The organism is Kocuria sp. cx-455 (genome assembly GCF_057707085.1).
In genome coordinates this window covers 712,816-730,440 of sequence record NZ_JBYIPM010000001.1, presented here as the reverse complement: position 1 = coordinate 730,440, position 17,625 = coordinate 712,816, and the positions used below count along the sequence as shown (strand labels likewise).

Here is a 17,625-nt window from a genome sequence, read left to right as displayed (position 1 = left end):
CCGGGACCGGGCAGCGCGGCGTCGATCAGCGGGGTTGCTTAGCAAGCGAGGCAGCGAGGCCTCGGAACCGGAGACGGTTTCGGGGCTTCTTCGCTACCCGGCAAACGTCAGCGCCCGTTCATACTCACCTGCGCCGGCTGAACCTTATTGGCGGTCTGCGACTTCTTCGGCACGCCGCGCGAGGTAGACCCCGGTACGGCTGTCCTTGTGAGTCGTTAGCTCGGCGGGAGTCCCCGCGGCCACCACGGAGCCACCGTCGGATCCTGCGCCCGGACCCATGTCGACGATCCAATCAACCACGCTGAGGGTCCGCAGATCGTGGTCGGCAATGACCACGGTGTTGCCTGAGTCCACCAGCAACTGGAGCTGCGCGACCAGCAGGTCGGCATCCGCGGGATGAAGTCCGGTCGTGGGCTCATCCAGGATGTAGAGGCTGTGACCGCGTGATGAGCGGTGGAGCTCCGAGACGAGCTTGATGCGCTGGGCCTCACCACCGGAAAGGGTTGGCGCGCTCTGACCCAAACTGACATAGCCCAGACCGATGTTCTGCAGCAACGTGAGGATTGCGGCTGCCTTGGGGACGTCGTTGAGGAAGTCGGCCGCCTCATCGACGGTCATGGCGAGCACATCCGCGATCGTCCGGTCGTGATAGGTGACCTCCAGAGTCTCGGAGTTGTACCGCTGGCCGTGGCAATCGGGGCACGGCGCCGTCTCCGTGGGCATGAACAGCAACTCGATGCTGACCTCGCCGTCACCGAGACAGGTCGGGCACCGCCCCTCCGGCTGATTGAAGGAGAAGCGACCGGCACCGAAGCCGCGCTCCTTGGCTTCCGGCTGCGCGGCGAAGAGCTTACGAACGCCGTCGAACAGCCCGGTGTAGGTGGCCAGGGTCGAGCGGGAGGTCCGCCCGATGGGGCGCTGGTCGACGAGGATCACGCGGTCGACGGCGTCCAGCCCCGTTGTGGACGTGGTCTCGAGTTGGTCGCTGCCCAGGTCCCACACGGGAGCGCCGTTGACGAGTTCTTCGGCGACCTCGACGGCGTCGGAGTTTCGTTCCTCATTCGGCTGAACGTCACCCGCGTCGAGCTGGGCGCGTACCGCGTTGGCGAGAGCCGTGAGGACGGTGGTCTTGCCCGATCCGGAGACCCCGCTAATCGCCGTAAACGCGCGCAGCGGGAGCCGGATGTCCACGTCGGAGAGATTGTGCCCCGTGACACCGTGCAGTTCAATCCAGTCTCTGAGCTCTCGAGTAGTTTTAGCGCCCGGCGGCTGCGGGGCGTTCGGCCCGAGATAGCGAGCCGTAACGGAGTCCTCGACCGAGTTCAGGCCCTCCGCCGGACCGTTGTACAGCACCTGTCCGCCGTAGCGTCCCGCACCCGGACCGAGGTCCACGATCCAGTCCGCAGTCCGGATGATCTGGGCGTTGTGTTCCACGACAAAGACCGTGTTGCCGTCGTCCTTGAGTCGTTTGAGTGCACCGAGGAGCAGTTCGAGGTCGGACGGGTGGAGCCCGGCCGAGGGTTCATCCAGCACATAGAGGACGCCGAAGAGTCCGCTGCGCAACTGGGTCGCCAGGTGCAGACGCTTGAGTTCACCACTCGACAGGGTCGAGGTGGGCCGCGCGGTCTCAAGGTAACCGAGCCCAATGTCGATCATGGTCTTGATGTGGTCCTGAAGGACGTCAATGAGCGCGAGGGCGGCCTGCCGGCGTTCCACGGAGAGCTCATCGGTGGCAGGGTGGGTTCGAGCGTCGTCGAGGAACGAGGCGAGGTCGACAAGGGGGAGGCGAGCGGCGTCGGCGATGTCCATGCCGGCGATGATGACCGCGAGTGCTTCCGGATTGAGTCGCTTTCCATGGCACGTGGGGCACAGCTGGTCCGTCATGAACGACGCGGCCGTCGCGCGCATCCGGGCCGACGGTGAATCCGCAAAGGTATGCTCGACCCACCGCTTGGGGCTCATGTACGTGCCGTTGTAGCGATCATCGACGCGGACGGTGGGTTGCTCGTCCGTGGTGAGCACCCACTCGCGGGTATCGGCGGGCAGTGACTCGAACGGAGCGTCAATATCGATGCCGAGCACCCGCAGGACGCGCCGGTTGTTCTTGCCACCGAACGCGCCGGGCCACGCGACAATGGCGCCGTCGTCAATGCTGAGTGAGGGATCCCCGACAAGTTTGTCGATGTCGACCAGGAGGAGACGCCCCATCCCCGAGCAGGTGCGGCAGGCGCCCACGGCGGTGTTGGGGGAGAAGCTGTCCGAATCCAGGGGAGCGGCGTCGCGGGGGAAGGTGCCCGCGAGATCGGCGGGGCGGTAGCCCTCGGGATAGGTGCCCGACCGCGAGAAGAGCATGCGCAGGACGTTCGAAATCCGAGATACGGTCCCCACCGACGAGCGAGTGCTCCCCGCATGCTGCTGGCGCAGGGCCACCGCCGGCGGGAGACCGCTGATGAGCCGGACGTGGGGAGCGGACCCCTGGTCGATGAGCCTGCGCGCGTAGGGCGAGACCGATTCGAGGTAGCGCTGGCGGGAGTGGGAGTAGATGGTGCCGAAGGCAAGCGAGGATTTCCCCGAGCCGGAGATTCCGGTGAACGCGACCACGGTGTCGCGGGGGATGTCGACGTCGAGCGCTCGCAGGTTGTGTTCGCGTGCCCCGCGAACGGCGATGTGTCCGGGAACGACGTCGCTCGAGTCCAAATGTCCTCCTAGGGGTTTTACGTCTTCGGCCTGGTCTCCGAACGGAAGTGGCACCCACATGCCCCTACAAACCTACGGGTTATGGACTAAACATACGAAAAGCTGCGCGACGGCGCCCTGTCCGCGCGCGCCGTCGTCGCCCCGCACGCCTGACAACGAACCCAAGAAGGCCCGCGGTCCTCACCGGCCGCGGGCTTTCTACTTCCCGAATAATGGACGACGCAGCCGTGCCATCCCTGTGGATGGTGTCACCTCATATGCTGGTTCCGTAGGGTGGGGACAAACACTAGAAAGGTGGCTTACATCATGACGACCAAGACCATCGAGACCTACTTGAAGGATCACCACGCGGGTTCAGCGGCTGGGTTGGATGCGTTCAAACGAGTCGCTGAAGGCCACGGTGATCGCGAGGTCCGGTCGAAAGTTGGGCGGCTGGCCTACGACGTGGCAGAGGACCAGCGTTCACTCGAAACCATCATGGCGGCCTTCGACGTCAAGCCCAGCCAGCTCAAGGACCTCCCCGCGCGAGCGGCGGAGAAGGTCGCCCGGCTCAAGCTGAATGAGCGAGTGACCCAGCGGTCGCCGCTGTCGGACGTTGACGAGCTCGAGGGACTCTCAGCCGCTGTTCACGTCAAGTCACTCGGCTGGCGAATTCTTCTGGAGGTTGATGACGACCGCCTGGATAAGTCCAAGCTCGGGGAACTGCTCAAGCGTGCTCGGGAGCAGGAGAACGTGCTGGAGGAGTTGCGGTTGAAGCAGGCGCCAAAGCTCACTCAGTCGTAATCGTGACGCTCGCACCGGTCGCCTGATCGGTGCGAGTTAACGGGTGTGGATGATCCCGGCGTGGCGTCCGCGAGTTCATCGAACTCGAAGTGCTCCAGGGGAGTGCGGGTGATATAGGTGGCGCGGGCGATGGCCATGGTTCCCACCGCCGACGACGCCAAGTGCACAATCACGACGAGCGCCACCTTCACCACGTTCGGAATCGACGGTTGCAGTGCCAGGGCCCCGGCCACGATCAAGACAATGCCCACGCCGCCCGCCGTGCCCACGGCCGAGACGCGCATGTACGCATCCGGGAAGCGCAGCACACCCAGTGCCGCGGTTGCGAACACCAACGCACCGGTCACGATGGTGATGTTTCCAACGATCGACAAAAGATCCATCAGCGCTTCCCCCTCGTCAAAGCTCGGGCGAGGGACAAAGCGCTCAGGAAGCCCACGAGCGCGGCCACCAGAACGATGTCGAACGTGTACTCATTGGCGGCTCGGATGCCGAACAACGCGATGAGACCCACAAAACCGAACAGCAACAGGTCACCGGCCACGGCGCGGTCGGCCTGGGTGGGGCGCCTCAGAACGCGGTACGCGGACGCTAGACACGCGAGACCAATAATCACAATTCCTACGTCCACACCGATCATGACGGCGCTCCTTCCCTGCGAATCCCGCGGAGCATCCGAGTCTCCATGTCTCGCAATTCCTCTCGCATGGCATCGGCGTTACCCGCATACATGCCGTGTACGTAGATCGTCAGCGTGCCTGTTTCGGCCGGAGCCGGTCTGGCCCCATCTGCCGGCGACACTGCCGAATCGGAATTCAACCCCAGCGTGAGCGTCCCCGGAGTCAACGTAATAAGAGCTGCAAGCAGCGTGATTTCGTAATCGTTGCGGCATTGGCTGTCGAACGCGGTGATACCCGGCGTGGAGTTCTGCCCGGGCGTCAGATTGTCCTTCAACACGGCCGCGCTCGAGGTCACCATTTCCTTGGCGAACCACAAGAAGAATCCGATGCATCTCAATGGCCACGTCAACCAGCTCATGAACCCATCACCGCCTGTACGTACGTCGTGGTATCGAGCAATCCTTCGGCCGCGACCGCGGACAGACCCAGCAGCAACTCGGCCCCCAGGCCGAGCCCCAGCGTGATCGCTGCGGTGACCACGGCCGGTCCGGCCAGTCCCATACCGATCCGCGGCCGCTCGGCCACGACGGTCGACGACGCCGCCGGTGCCTGTTTCGTGGCCACCCCGCCAAGAGGCGAGGGAGCGGAAGAAACCGCGGGAGCGTCGTCGCAGTCAAAAAGTGAGGACGTGGAATTGCCCCAGAACACGCCGCTCCAGATCTTGAGCATGGACAGCAACGTGACCAGGCTGACGAGGAGCATCACCACGACCGCGGCGATCTGACCCGCCTCGACCGAGGCGAGGATCAGCGTGAACTTCGCGACGAAACCCGAGAACGGTGGGAGGCCTGCCAGCGAGAGGGCCGCGATGAAGAATGCGACCGCGATGACCGGCTCTCGCTTGGCGATGCCCGAGAGCTTGCCGATTTCACCGGTCCCGTAGCGGACCTCGACCGCACCGGTCGACAGGAACAGCGAGGCCTTCACGATCATGTGGTGCAACAGGTAGAAAATGCCCGCGGTGAGCCCGGCCAGTGTGAACAGGGCGACACCCAACAGGATGTACCCGATCTGGCTGATCATGTGGAACGCCAGGATGGAACGCGTGGTTTTCTCACCGACCGCGCCCAACACGCCGATGACCATGGTCAGGCAGAACAACGTCACGCCGATCCAGAGCCAGCGGGAATCACCGTCAAAGAGCACGGCGTACACGCGGTAGATGCCGTAAATGGCGACCTTGGTGTGCAGACCGGAGAACAGCGCGGTGATAGCGGGGGACGTCGCGGGGTAGGCCGCGGCGAGCCACCCGTGCACCGGTACCACCGAGGCCTTGATCCCCAGGGCGAACAGGCAGACAGCGCCGGAAATAGCCACGGTGGGCTCCGTTGTCGCGAGCCCCGCGAGCTCAGCCAAGTTCACTGTGCCCGCGGTGCCGTAGATGAATCCCACGCCGATCAGGAACACGGTGGAGGTCAGGAGATTGAGCGTCACGTACAGGCGCGCGCCGGCCACTTGCTGCAAAGTGCCCTTGTGCCGGGCGGCCAGGACGAACAACCCGTAGGAGGGCAGGAGCATGACCTCGATGAACACGAACAAGTTGAACAGATCCGCGGTCAGCAGGGCGCCGTTCACACCGGCGGTGAGCACCAGCACGAGCGGGGCGAAGTACACATTGGCCGCACGTCCTGAGGCAATGGCGAACCACGAACACACAATGGTGAGCAGACCGGTCACCACGAGCATGAGCGCGGTGAACATATCGGCCACGAACGGGATGGCAATGCCGAACGGCCACGAGCTGACCCCGTGCGCCATGGCACCGCCGGACCGGAACTCGAATACAAGCGCCACGGCAGCACCCACGGCGGCGATCATGGTGCCCAGCAGGCCCACGGCATGAACCGTGCGGCGGTCGCCCGCGATGACCAGCAGCGCGGCCGTCATGAGTGGGACCGCCACGAACAGGGGAAGCAGAGCGGCGCTCACTCTTGCACCTCCCGGGCGGTGGCGGCGGTGTCATCGTCCTCATTGCCCGTGACCGCGAGCACCAACATGACAATCGTGATGGAGAAGGCGATCACGATCGCGGTCAGCACGAACGCCTGGGGCAGCGGATCGGCAACGGTGGACAGGTCCCCGGGGGCGCCGTACGGAAGGTCCCGGCGGGAGGCCCCGCCCGCGGCCATCAGCACCATATTGCCCGCGTGACCCAGCAGGATGAATCCCAGGATCACGCGCAGCATTTCGCGCTTCATCATCAAATACACGGCCCCGAAGACGAGTAGGCCGGCGTTCATGGCAACGGTCATCGTGTGTTCACCTCGTCCGAATTCCTCGGGGTTGTTGGCGTGGTTGCGGGAGTGTTCGCGTGCGGGCGGCCCAGTAGGTTGAAGGACGCGAGGATCACGCCGATCACGGCCAGGTACACGCCCACGTCGAAGACCAGCGCGGTGGTGGTCTGGTACTCGAAGATCTCGGGGTGCAACGGTCGCAGGAACGATCCGTCCAGGTAACCCAGGAACCCGGTTCCCACACCCACGGCCACGCCCAATCCGATGAGTAGTAGATACGGCATCTGCACGCGCGCGGAGCGGTCCGATGGCGCGGCGAGGTAGGCCAGGGCGAAGCCCGCGCCGCCCACCAGTGCGGCGATGAAGCCACCGCCGGGTTCGTAGTGACCGCGCAGCAACAGAACCAGAGAACCCGCCACGATGATCGGCGCCAACAGCTTGGCCGCGGTGCGCACGAACACGGTGTTGTCCCGCGCGTCGATCAGCGGGGAGTGGTCCTGAATGTTTGCCGAGCGCTCCGGGCTGGGCTTGCGCGCTCGCAGCAGCGCGGCGATCGTGAGGCCGACAACGCCCAGTATGGTGAGCTCGCCCAGCGTGTCCAGGGCACGGAAGTCCACCAGGATGGTGTTGACCAGGTTGGTGCCACCGGTCTCGATGTACCCCTCGGTCAGGTAGTACTCCGAGGCCGGGGACATCTCCCGTCGCCCGGTCAGCGCCCACACGCCCACGGTGGTGGCCAGGCCGGCACCACCGGCAACCAGCAGCGGAAGCACGTGTTTGCGCGGGGGAGTCTTCTCGAACGTGGTGGGCAGCCGGCGCAGGAGCAGGACCATGACGCACACGGTCAGGATCTCCACGAGCAGCTGGGTGATGGCCACGTCGGTGGCGCCCAGCTGCAAGAACCACACGGTCATGCCGAAGCCCACCACACCGGTCACCACAATCGCGGCGATCAGCGTCTTGGCCTGCATCATTGCCACCACGCCGCACGCAATGAGCACCACGAGCACCCAGTCGAGCGGATCGCTGGGATCGTCCACCACGGCGGGTAGGTCATCGATGGTCAGCACGGCAATCGCCGCGATCGCGATCAACGCCACGGCGGGAATGCTCAGGTGCCTGCGCGGGGCGATACTTCCGGTCCAACCGCCGACGACGCCGCCCAACCGGATGGTCTGTTCCCTCGCGGTGTCCACGACGTCCAGTCCGGACATTGGGAAGTCGTAGGGTTCCATGGCCCGGTGGACTCGGTGGCGGGCGAGAACGAGAACGGTTCCAAGGGCGATCACGGTTAGGGAGACGAACAGTTCGGGGACAAGGCCGTGCCACAGGGCGAAGTGAGCCGCCACCTCTTCACCCGCGGCCGCGGTCGCGCCCACCGTGACGAGTTCGTCCAGCAGGAACGGGGTCACTCCCAGCACCAGTCCGGAGGCCGCGCCCAGTGCCGGGGCACCCCAGAACGCGGGGGAGACTTCGCGGACCACGTGGTGGGAATCCTTCGAGCGATCTGCTCGGCCACCGAATGCGCCCAGGACCAGCCGTGCCGAGTAGGCGAACGTGAAGATCGAGGCCACGGCTGCCGCGGCGGTGACGACCCACGGAACCCACACCGGACCCGGCGCGTCGAGAAACGCCTTCAGCATGGTTTCCTTGCTCACGAACCCGAGCAGTGGCGGCACCCCGGCCATGGAGGCGGCGGCCAGCCCCATCGCCGTGGCAGTGACCGGCATCCGCAGCCTCACGGGGGCGAGCTCGCGGATGTCCCGGGTGTGGGCGCTGTGGTCGATCACTCCGATGATCATGAACAGCGCGGACTTGAAGAGCGCGTGGGCAATTGTGTGAATGACCGCGGCCTTCAGCGCTTCGGGTGTGCCGATGCCGATCATTGTGACCAACAGTCCCAACTGACTCATGGTCGAGTAGGCCAGCAGTTCTTTGAGGTCGTAACGGCGCAGGGCCGCGATCGCGCCGAACAGCGCGGTGACCAGGCCGGCGGTCACCAGCATGACGTTCCACACGGAGACATCCGCGAACACGGGGGAGAAGCGCAGCAGCAAGTAAATGCCGGCCTTCACCATGGCCGCGGCATGCAGGTAGGCAGAGACGGGGGTGATGGCCACCATGGAGTCCGGCAACCACGCCTGGAACGGGAACTGCGCGGACTTGGTGAAGGCAGCTAGGGCGATCAGCACGGCCACCGATGTGGTCAGTGCCCCATTGACGGACCACACGGGATCCACCAGGATCTCGCTCAACCGAGTGGTCCCCGTGGCAATGATCATCACGGTCACCGCGGCCAGCAGCAGCAGACCACCGGCCACCGTGACCAGTAACGTGCGGATCGCGGGTTCGCGCGCACCGGCTCCGGAGCGGGCGATCAGGAAGAACGAGCACAGCGTGGTGGCTTCCCACGCAACATAGAGCACGATCAGATCGTCGGCGAGCACCAGCGCCAGCATGGCCGCGGCGAAACCCGTCATGAGGAGATAGAACGTGCCGTGCTTTCCGCCGGGCTCTAAGTAGCGGGTTGAGTAAACCATGATCAGCGCGCCGATGACCAACACCAGCAGCGTGAACACCAGAGCCAGGCCGTCCAAGCGGAGGCCCAAGCCGACGTCCACCGTGGGCATCCACGGGACCCATTGCGCGACCACCGGGGAACCCGAGCTGTCGGCGGAACCGGAGCGAGCGGCGTCGGCGAATGCGGATGTGGCCAGCAGGGCCGCGCCTAACAGCGGGAGCGCGAGAACCCAGCCCGCATTGCGGCCCAAAACCTTAGTGATCAGGGGCGAGGCGACGCAGGTGAGCAGCGCAAGAATTAAACATGTGAGTAGCAAGAAAACACCTTGGTCCGGGCATCAGAACATGGGCGGGCCAGAAGGTGAACATCGCCCTCGCAATGCGCCGGACGAGTTCAGGCCAGTGGTAACGCGAGCGCGTAAGAAGGCGGAGCGCCGGCCTGATTAGCGCCCCACGATGAAACCTGTCCATTGGTCCCCAGGGAAACGGGGAGCACCCAGAAAGTCGGCTCGAAGGCCGCGGGGATGAACGGGTGCTGAGAAGACATCCTGACGATCCTAGCAGTCCTGTGGCCCAGACTGCCCGGGGGTCTCAGCCGGCCGGAATACTTGACGCGTCCACAGTGTTCCCATGGCATGACCATTGAACTTGGCATTGACACGTTCGGAGACGTGACCTGGGATGCCCACGAGAATCCGCTGTCGCACGCCCAGGTGGTGCGCAACGTGGTGGAGGAAGGTGTGCTCGCGGACCAGGTGGGGTTGAACTTCATTGGGCTGGGGGAGCACCACCGCGATGACTTCGCCGTGTCTTCTCCCGAGATGGTGCTGGCCGCCATCGCCGCACGGACCAAAAACATTCATCTTGGCTCAGCCGTGACCGTGCTCAGCTCCGATGACCCCGTCCGCGTGTACGAACGCTTCGCGACACTGGACGCGCTCTCCAATGGCCGCGCGGAAGTCATTCTGGGCCGAGGTTCCTTCACCGAGTCCTTCCCACTGTTTGGCTACGCCCTGGAGGACTACGAGGAACTATTCGAGGAGAAGCTCGCCCTGTTCGCGAAGCTGCGTACGGAGCAGCCGCTCAGCTGGGCCGGTAAGCACACGCAAAACTTGGCCAACGTGAGCCTCTACCCGCCCGTGGAGCACGGGCCGTTGACGTCGTGGATCGCCGTGGGCGGTAGCCCTCAGTCCGTGGTGCGTGCCGCCCACTACGACATCCCGCTCATGCTCGCGATCATCGGCGGCCCGGTGCATGCTTTCACCCCGTTCGCGGACCTGTACCGCCGCGCGCTCGCCGAGTTCGGGCACACCGAGACCAATCCCGTGGGTTACCACTCCTACGGTTACGTTGCGGAGACCGATGAGCAGGCCATGGCGGAATTCTTCAAGCCGTACGTTATTTCCACGCGACGCATCGGTGCCGAGCGCGGTTGGCCGGCACCCACGCGCGAGTCCTTCGAGAACGAGGTCACGCACGGTTCCATGGCCGTGGGCTCCCCGGAGACCGTAGCGCGCAAGATTGCCGCGGGCATCAAGGCCCTGGGCGCGTCCCGGTTCGACCTCAAGGTCAGCACGGGTCCGCTGTCCCACGAGAACATCATGAAGAGCATTGAGCTCTACGGCACCAAGGTCGCGCCGCTCGTGAAGGACATGCTGTCCGAATGAACACGGTGGATGTGGTGGTCATTGGTGCCGGTCAGGCTGGTTTGTCCGCCGCCTATCACCTGGTCAAGGCCGGGCTGCGCCCGCACGAGGACTTCGTGGTGCTCGACGCCAATCCCGGTCCCGGCGGTGCCTGGCGGCACCGATGGCCCTCCCTCACGTTCGGCACCGCCCACGGAATCCACGACCTGCCCGGTCTCCCGCTGGGCACGCCGGACCCCACCGAACCGGCGTCGTCCGTTGTCACCCGATACTACGAGGAGTACGAGGCGCGATTTTCGTTGCCGGTCATCCGTCCGGCGCGGGTTTCTTCCGTGGTGTCCGAAAGCAACGCCGGCGACGCCGCTCTGATCGTTCGCACCGACGGCGGCACCTTTCGCACGCGGTACCTGATCAACGCGACCGGCACATGGGATAAACCGTTCTGGCCGTGGTACCCGGGGCGTTCCGAGTTCCGCGGGCGGCAGTTGCACACCCGGGACTTCTGGTCCGCATCCGAGTTCGCCGGTCAGCACGTGGTGGTGGTCGGTGGCGGCACCTCCGCCGTGCAGTTCCTGTGGCAACTGCATGAGGCGGGCGCGTCGACCACGTGGGTGACGCGCCGCGAACCCGTGTTCGAACCGCGGTCCTTCGACTCGGAATGGGGCCGAGACGTGGAACGGCGCGTGCGCGAACGCACCAGCGCCGGGCTGCCACCCGAGAGCGTGGTGTCCGTGACCGGTCTGCCCTTGACCTCGCAGTATCAGCGGGGGATCGACCAGGGAATCCTGGTCTCCGCTGGGCCGATGACGTCTTTGACTCCGGACGGGGTGCTGCTGGCAACCGGCGAAGAAGTGCACGCGGACGCCCTATTGTGGGCCACCGGGTTCCGCGCCTCGATCGACCACCTGGGGCCGCTGCAGTTGCGCGAGCACGGTGGCGGAATCCGCACGGAGGGCGTGCGGGCAGACGCGGACCCCCGCGTGTTCCTGGTGGGCTACGGCTCGTCCGCCTCCACGCTGGGAGCCACGCGCGCGGGCAGAACGGCAGCGCGAGGCGTCGTCAAAGCCCTCAATACCCGAAAAGCAGCTCAAGGCGTCGCCTGATCGAGCAGCAGTTCCATCTGAGGTCAGGTCCCAGCTGCAAGTTCCCCACCATCACACCGGTTTCCCGGGACAGCTGTAATTCGAAGGGCGACCCCATTGGTCCATGAGACCTACGTCACACGTGTGTACGATAGCGGGTACTTGGCCGCCATCCGGGCGGTTTTCTCAGCGAAGGAGCAACAGATGTCCCCCCGCATGATGCTCACCCGCGGTGTGACCGCAACCGCCCTGGCCATTGGTCTGCTCGCGGCCTCTCTCGCCCCCGCCAGTGCAGCTCGAACGGCTACGTACTGGACCGGCGGCAGCTACGCCGACTGCATTTCGTGGCAACGCTCCATGACGTCATCGTGGAGCCGTGTCTCGGAAAGCTGTCACCGCAACGGCAATGGCTGGGCCTTCAGCATCACGTACCGCTACTGATCCGGCGGCTCCACCGCAGATCCTGTGTAATGCGCTCGCGGGCTACACTGGCGACCCCCACCGTCTCATCAGGAGGTACCGCCCCGTTGCCCGGCACCGCGCGCATTCCCGTTCTCATCCTCACCGGCTACCTGGGCGCGGGGAAAACCACGGTCCTCAACAGATTCCTCGCCGCGAGTGGGGCGCGGATCGGGGTGATCATCAACGACTTCGGTGACGTGAACGTTGACGCCGCCCTGGTCGCGGGCCAGGTGGACGAGCCCGTATCGGTGGCCGGCGGCTGTCTGTGCTGCATTTCCGATCCCGATCAATTGGACCAGGCGTTCAAGAAACTTACCCGCCCCGACCTGAGCCTGGACGCCATCGTCATTGAGGGCTCCGGTGTGGCTGAGCCGCCGGCGCTCTTGCGCCTCGTGATGGACTCGCGCGTGCCAAGGGTTCGGTTCGGGGGCCTGATCGAGGTTGTCGACGCCGTTCATGTCCCCGAGGCTGAGGCTGCCGGGTGGGATCTGGAGCAGCACGTGCGGGCGGCCGCCGTTGTCCTGTTGACCAAGACAGACCTGGCGACGGACCCCGGGTCCAGGCAAGCCCTCGAGAGGAGAATTCACCGAGCCAACCCCCACGCCATGATCATCGAGGCTCCGCACGGTGTATTCGACCCCGCGTTGTTCGTGGACGCCGGCGAATCCGAAGAACTCGAATTCGGGCAGCTGGCGCTGTGGAACCCCGGGGAAACGCTGGGGGAGTCCCACTCGAAAGACGGCCATTCCCACCACCACGTGCACCACCAGTCGGTGACGGTGGAACATGATGGCACGGTTGACCCCGTGGCACTTTCCGAGTTCGCGCTGGACCCGCCGGAGTCCGTGTATCGGGTCAAAGCGATCGTTGATGTCGCCACCAGCTCGGGCCCGCAACGCTTCGCGGTTCATTCGGTTGCGGGGTACGTCACTGTGGAAGCGATGGCCCGAGGTCAGGACGAGCCCCTCGCGTCGTCGCTCGTAGCCATCGGCCTGGACCTGGATCGGGCGGATCTTCAGACCAGACTGGCCTCGGTCTGCCTTCCGCTGACGACGCCGCCGGCCTCCGCAGCGCAGCTGCGGCGGCTCACAAGATTTCGTACCTGAGGTGACGAGGACTCAGCCCATGGCCGAGAAGCGTTCGGCCTGCTCCGTGGGGCCCGTGACCAGGATCTGATCGTCCTCGTACAGCATCGTGCCCGGCTCAGTGGGCTCCCACGTGCCGCCCGGGCGGCAGACCGCGACCACGGCGACCCCGAAGCGGCGTCGTACGTCCAGCAGGTCCATGGGACGCTGCTGAACGGACGCGGGCGCATTGCAACGGATCATTGCGAACCCTTGATCAATGGGCACGAAGTCCAGGACGTCTCCCTGAATGAGGTGCGCGGTCCGCACACCCATGTCCCGTTCGGGGTTGATCACGTGGTGGACGCCCAGCTGCTCGAGAATCTCCGCGTGCGGGGCGGTGATTGCTTTTGCCCACACCTCGGGGCATTGAAACTTCAACAGCCGAGAACTCACCAGGATGCTGGCTTGGATGTCCGATCCGATTCCCACCACCGAGCGCTCGAATTCGTCCACACCCAACTGCCGCAGGACTTCCTCATCCGTGGCGTCGGCGCGGATGACCGACGTGAGTTTGCCGTTGAAGGACTGCACGATGGACTCGGACACGTCGATGCCCATGACATCGGTGCCCCGGGACATCAGTTCCATGGCCAGTGAGCCACCGAAGCGGCCGAGCCCGATCACCACCACGGCGTTGTCGGTGCGTTGAGTAGGGTGGCCCGGGCGAAATTTGTCAAACATGACTCAATCTTTCAATAGAGGTTGCTCAACCAATGAGCGGTCGTTCTTTGGGCAGTTCGTAGGCCCGGGGTTTGCGGCCCACGGCAATGGCCGTGGCTACGGTGACCGGTCCCAGGCGACCGAGGAACATGAGACCGATGAGCACCACCTGCGCGAAGGGTGACAGGGAAGCGGTGATACCCGTGGACAGCCCGACCGTGGCGAAGGCCGAGATCACCTCGAACAGGGCACGGTCCAACCCCAGGTTGGTGTCGGAGAGCATGAGCAACATGGTGCCGGCCATCACGGCGCCCACGGCCACCACCACGAGGGTGATCGCCTCGCGTTGGACGGAACGGGACAGCTGCTTACCCAGTACGGGCACGGCGGCCCCGCCCCGGATTTCTGTCCACGCGACGAAGAAGAGCACCCCGAATGTAGTGACTTTTAATCCACCCGCGGTACCGGCGGGTCCGCCGCCGATGAGCATCAGGACATCCATGCCCAGCCATGAAACCGGGTGCAGCTGCGCGATATCCACGCTGTTGAAACCGGCGGTGCGAGCAATCGCTGATTGGAAAAAGGCATTGAGAATCTTGGACCCCACCGGTTGGGGCCCCAGGGTACCCGGATTGGACCACTCAAGAACCGCAATGAAGACGGTGCCCCCAATCAGCAACACGGGAGTTGCCAACAAGACCAACCGCGTATTCATGGACCATTCGCGCGGCAACCGAAGATGATGGCGCAACTCGTACAGAACCGGGAATCCCAGGCCACCCAGAATCACGCAGCCGGCCAGGGGGAGCAAAATGAATGGGTCCTGGTGGAAGTCCATGACGTTGAGCGTGTAGAGGGCGAACCCCGCATTGTTGAACGCGGAAACAGAGTGGAACACCGCATGGGCCAGGGCTTGGCCGGGGGAGTAGTGGTAGTGGAATGAGAACCGCGCGAACAGCAGAAGTGCCGCAGTGACCTCGATGACCGCCGTTGTCGCGACTATGCGCAACACCACGTGGCTCACGCGGGCAGCACCGAACGACTTGGTTTCGGCGCGGGCCAGCAATTTGATGGAGAGCCCGAACCTTCGGGCCAGAACGATACCCAGCATGGTGGTCAGCGTCATCACGCCCAGGCCACCCACCTGAATGAGACACAGGATCACGGTTTGACCGAACGGGGTCCAATAAGTTGCGGTGTCCACCGTGATCAGACCCGTGACGCACAAAGCGGACGTTGCGGTGAACAATGCGGTGAGGAGGTCGGTTCCCCCGGGCCCGGTCGAAGACGCGGGCACCATGAGCAACCCGGTCCCCACCACCAGTGCGATGACGAAAGCAGAAACAATGAGGCGAGCGGTCCGGGCGGGCGTCATCTCCGGCCGTTGTCGCAAGTGAGTGCGAGGCACGCGGACAAGTTACACCCTCCGTGCCCTAAACTGAGCGACATGAGTAACATTCCCGCGGAACTCGCGTACACCTCAGAGCACGAATGGGTCAAAGACCTCAAGAACGACAACACCTACCGGGTGGGGATCACGGATCACGCCCAAGACGAACTGGGCGAAGTGGTCTTCGTGGACCTGCCGCAGGTTGGGGACCAAGTGTCCGCCGGGTCTGTTGTGGGCGAAATCGAATCCACCAAGTCCGTGAGCGATCTCTTCGTTCCGATGTCCGGTGAAATCACTGAGGTCAACCCCGAGCTCGAAGACAACCCCGGCGCTGTGAACGCCTCCCCCTACGAGGACGGCTGGCTCTTCACGATCCGTGCTGATTCTGAAGAGGCGACCAAGGACCTTTTGGACGCTGACCAGTATCAACAGCAGCTGGACTGACCCGCAGACTCCACACTCAGGAGAAAGATACGTATGGCAAAGCAGGACAGCTCCGTACCCGATTCGGGGCCGGAAACCACATCCATCCAGATCGTTGCGGATGTTCTCTCCACCGCCGCTCGGCACAAAATGTCCGAGAGTGAGCAAAATGCGGTCGCCGCATTACCCCCGGGTTCCGCGCTGCTTCTTGAAACCAATGGCGGACTCACGGGTTCACGTTTCCTGCTGGACCGTGATGAAGTCATTGCCGGCCGACACCCCGCGTGCTCCGTTTTCCTGGATGACGTCACGGTGTCCCGGAGGCACGCGGGCTTCCTCCGTCGGTCGAACTCCTACGAGCTGGTGGACCAGTCCTCGCTCAACGGCACCTACGTCAACGGTGACCGAGTGGACTCCAAACAGTTGGAAAATGGTGACGAAGTCCAAATCGGCAAGTTCCGGTTCACCTTCTACCACTCCGTACAAAAGGACTCCTGACTCTACTCATGCCTGAATCCGGACACTCGCAGACCTCGCTGGTGGGGATCGGGGTGCTGCTACGACAATTGCAGCCCGAGTTCCCCGGCCTGTCCGCCTCCAAGATCCGCTTCTTGGAGGACCAGGGGCTGGTGCGCCCGCATCGCACAGCCTCGGGGTACCGCAAGTACTCGGAAGAAGACATCGACAGACTGGCCACGGTGTTACGCCTTCAACAGGAGCGGTACCTCCCGTTGAAGGTCATTCGCGACCGTCTGGATCGAGGGGAGGACCCGGGAGCGGATGCCGAACCGCAGGAGCCGCGCGAGACCGAGCAAGCGACGTCGTCGATGCCCGGCCAAGAATCGCAGGATCCCCGCCAGGCGGCGGCCCATGCCGTGCGTCAGTCGGGGCGGCGTTATACCTTGCGTGAGGTGGCCGCCCGCACCGGCGCCGAGACCGCACTGCTGCGCGATCTGATGAACAACGGGTGGCTCGTGGAACGCTCGGGCTACTTCGACGATTACGCGCTCACGGTTGCGGCCACGGCCAAACGACTGAGCGCGTACGGGATCGAGCCGCGTCACCTACGGGCTTTGCGCGGTGCGTCGGAGCGCATGATCGGATTGGTGGAGGGAACCATTGCCCCGCTCATCAGCCGACGCGACCCGACCTCCCGCGAGAAGGCCCCCCAGCGGGCCCGGGAAATCGCGTCCCTGTGTCTGACCATGACCACGGCGCTGGTGAACTCCCAACTTAAAGACACTCTCCGCCCATTCGAACAGGAGCGATAGGTGGCCTCCCCGGACGTACCCATGGAAGTGGCCGGAGTCCGCATGGACGTACCCACCGGGCAGCCGGTGGTGGTGCTCCGTGAACTCAACGGCGCCCGACACCTGCCCATTTGGGTGGGAACGAACGAGGCGACCTCGATCGTCTTCGCCATGCAGGGCATCAAACCGCCCCGCCCCCTCACACATGATCTGCTGATCTCCGTGGTCGATGCCCTGGGGCACAGCATTTCTCGCGTGGTCATTCACACGGTGGAGGACACGGTGTTCCACGCCGCCATTGAGTTCGACCACGGAATCGTGGTGGATGCCAGGGCCTCGGATGCGCTCGCGGTGGCCGTACGAACCAAGTCCAACATCGTGTGTGCCCAGTCCGTGCTGGAGGATTCCGGTCTCGTGCTGAGCGCGGATGGTGAATTGCGCGAGCAACCCGCCCCGGACCAGGCCGAAGCTGACGTCCAGGTGCGTGAGTTCCGTGACTTTCTGGATCACGTGGACCCGGACGATTTCCAGACCTGACAGGCAGTTCTGCGGGTGAGCTGACGTCGCGACACGTTGCGACCCCGTACAAATGTCTTTGACCCGCCGCACCCCGAGGTCTACCGTCTAATCATTACCGAGAACTGCCTTCCGGTAACTCAGTCATGGACCAC

Annotated in this window: 19 protein-coding genes; 9 read left to right on the top strand and 10 right to left on the bottom strand. The window is 64.4% G+C overall.

The features are described from left to right. Nucleotides 1–144 precede the first annotated feature (144 nt). Complete coding sequence (locus AC3ENJ_RS03340) at nucleotides 145–2,697, bottom strand: excinuclease ABC subunit UvrA (protein WP_431813063.1); 2,553 nt, start codon at nucleotides 2,695–2,697, stop codon at nucleotides 145–147. Between the two features lie 306 nt (nucleotides 2,698–3,003). On the opposite strand from AC3ENJ_RS03340, the gene AC3ENJ_RS03335 reads away from it, so the two are divergent. Continuing rightward, nucleotides 3,004–3,480, top strand: coding sequence for a hypothetical protein (locus AC3ENJ_RS03335; RefSeq protein WP_431813062.1), 477 nt, complete (start codon nucleotides 3,004–3,006; stop codon nucleotides 3,478–3,480). On the opposite strand, the gene AC3ENJ_RS03330 is transcribed toward AC3ENJ_RS03335, so the two are convergent. The 7 genes from AC3ENJ_RS03330 to AC3ENJ_RS03300 form a co-directional block, all read right to left on the bottom strand. Continuing rightward, nucleotides 3,471–3,863, bottom strand: a complete 393-nt coding sequence (locus AC3ENJ_RS03330; protein ID WP_223841500.1) for a cation:proton antiporter — start codon at nucleotides 3,861–3,863, stop codon at nucleotides 3,471–3,473. The genes AC3ENJ_RS03335 and AC3ENJ_RS03330 overlap by 10 nt on opposite strands. Then, entirely contained in the window at nucleotides 3,863–4,120 is a 258-nt protein-coding gene (locus tag AC3ENJ_RS03325; RefSeq protein ID WP_431813061.1) for an MrpF/PhaF family protein, read from the bottom strand. Before AC3ENJ_RS03325 ends, AC3ENJ_RS03330 begins: the two co-directional genes overlap by 1 nt. Continuing rightward, nucleotides 4,117–4,518 carry a Na+/H+ antiporter subunit E gene (locus tag AC3ENJ_RS03320; protein ID WP_190782408.1) on the bottom strand — a complete coding sequence of 134 codons (402 nt, stop codon included), beginning with the start codon at nucleotides 4,516–4,518 and terminating at the stop codon, nucleotides 4,117–4,119. The genes AC3ENJ_RS03325 and AC3ENJ_RS03320 overlap by 4 nt, the downstream gene beginning before the upstream one ends. After that, nucleotides 4,515–6,089: a monovalent cation/H+ antiporter subunit D family protein gene (locus tag AC3ENJ_RS03315; RefSeq protein ID WP_431813060.1), complete on the bottom strand. Its 1,575-nt coding sequence runs from the start codon at nucleotides 6,087–6,089 to the stop codon at nucleotides 4,515–4,517. The genes AC3ENJ_RS03320 and AC3ENJ_RS03315 overlap by 4 nt, the downstream gene beginning before the upstream one ends. Continuing rightward, nucleotides 6,086–6,412, bottom strand: a complete 327-nt coding sequence (locus tag AC3ENJ_RS03310; protein ID WP_431813059.1) for a cation:proton antiporter subunit C — start codon at nucleotides 6,410–6,412, stop codon at nucleotides 6,086–6,088. Before AC3ENJ_RS03310 ends, AC3ENJ_RS03315 begins: the two co-directional genes overlap by 4 nt. Next, nucleotides 6,409–9,231, bottom strand: coding sequence for a DUF4040 family protein (locus AC3ENJ_RS03305; protein ID WP_431813058.1), 2,823 nt, complete (start codon nucleotides 9,229–9,231; stop codon nucleotides 6,409–6,411). Before AC3ENJ_RS03305 ends, AC3ENJ_RS03310 begins: the two co-directional genes overlap by 4 nt. A 77-nt stretch (nucleotides 9,232–9,308) precedes the next feature. Next, the gene (locus AC3ENJ_RS03300; protein WP_190782404.1) at nucleotides 9,309–9,461 is read right to left on the bottom strand and encodes a hypothetical protein; all 153 of its coding nucleotides are present in this window, start codon (nucleotides 9,459–9,461) and stop codon (nucleotides 9,309–9,311) included. An 88-nt stretch (nucleotides 9,462–9,549) separates the two neighbouring features. Here AC3ENJ_RS03300 and AC3ENJ_RS03295 point away from each other — a divergent pair, with 88 nt between their 5' ends. From AC3ENJ_RS03295 to AC3ENJ_RS03280, 4 genes are all read left to right on the top strand, one after another. Continuing rightward, nucleotides 9,550–10,581 (top strand): LLM class flavin-dependent oxidoreductase, encoded by a 1,032-nt coding sequence (locus AC3ENJ_RS03295; protein ID WP_431813057.1) that lies wholly within the window; start codon nucleotides 9,550–9,552, stop codon nucleotides 10,579–10,581. Next, on the top strand, nucleotides 10,578–11,663 hold the full coding sequence (locus tag AC3ENJ_RS03290) for an FAD-dependent oxidoreductase (protein ID WP_431813056.1): 1,086 nt from the start codon (nucleotides 10,578–10,580) through the stop codon (nucleotides 11,661–11,663). The genes AC3ENJ_RS03295 and AC3ENJ_RS03290 overlap by 4 nt, the downstream gene beginning before the upstream one ends. Before the next feature lie 183 nt (nucleotides 11,664–11,846). Then, nucleotides 11,847–12,083 (top strand): hypothetical protein, encoded by a 237-nt coding sequence (locus AC3ENJ_RS03285; protein WP_431813055.1) that lies wholly within the window; start codon nucleotides 11,847–11,849, stop codon nucleotides 12,081–12,083. 86 nt (nucleotides 12,084–12,169) lie between these two features. Further along, nucleotides 12,170–13,210 (top strand): CobW family GTP-binding protein, encoded by a 1,041-nt coding sequence (locus tag AC3ENJ_RS03280; RefSeq protein ID WP_431813054.1) that lies wholly within the window; start codon nucleotides 12,170–12,172, stop codon nucleotides 13,208–13,210. A gap of 12 nt (nucleotides 13,211–13,222) precedes the next feature. Here the strand turns inward: AC3ENJ_RS03280 and AC3ENJ_RS03275 are convergent, their stop codons facing one another. After that, nucleotides 13,223–13,912 carry a potassium channel family protein gene (locus AC3ENJ_RS03275; protein ID WP_431813053.1) on the bottom strand — a complete coding sequence of 230 codons (690 nt, stop codon included), beginning with the start codon at nucleotides 13,910–13,912 and terminating at the stop codon, nucleotides 13,223–13,225. A gap of 25 nt (nucleotides 13,913–13,937) precedes the next feature. Further along, the gene (locus AC3ENJ_RS03270; protein ID WP_431813052.1) at nucleotides 13,938–15,299 is read right to left on the bottom strand and encodes a TrkH family potassium uptake protein; all 1,362 of its coding nucleotides are present in this window, start codon (nucleotides 15,297–15,299) and stop codon (nucleotides 13,938–13,940) included. Nucleotides 15,300–15,338: 39 nt separating this feature from the next. On the opposite strand from AC3ENJ_RS03270, the gene gcvH reads away from it, so the two are divergent. The 4 genes from gcvH to AC3ENJ_RS03250 are packed head-to-tail and all read left to right on the top strand — an operon-like array spanning nucleotide 15,339 to nucleotide 17,491. Further along, complete coding sequence (gcvH, locus tag AC3ENJ_RS03265) at nucleotides 15,339–15,725, top strand: glycine cleavage system protein GcvH (RefSeq protein WP_431813051.1); 387 nt, start codon at nucleotides 15,339–15,341, stop codon at nucleotides 15,723–15,725. A gap of 33 nt (nucleotides 15,726–15,758) precedes the next feature. Further along, entirely contained in the window at nucleotides 15,759–16,202 is a 444-nt protein-coding gene (locus AC3ENJ_RS03260) for an FHA domain-containing protein (RefSeq protein ID WP_431813050.1), read from the top strand. 8 nt (nucleotides 16,203–16,210) lie between these two features. Then, nucleotides 16,211–16,975, top strand: a complete 765-nt coding sequence (gene ftsR / locus AC3ENJ_RS03255; RefSeq protein ID WP_431813049.1) for a transcriptional regulator FtsR — start codon at nucleotides 16,211–16,213, stop codon at nucleotides 16,973–16,975. Beyond that, nucleotides 16,976–17,491, top strand: a complete 516-nt coding sequence (locus tag AC3ENJ_RS03250; RefSeq protein ID WP_308495932.1) for a bifunctional nuclease family protein — start codon at nucleotides 16,976–16,978, stop codon at nucleotides 17,489–17,491. It abuts the gene before it with no gap. Nucleotides 17,492–17,625 lie beyond the last annotated feature (134 nt).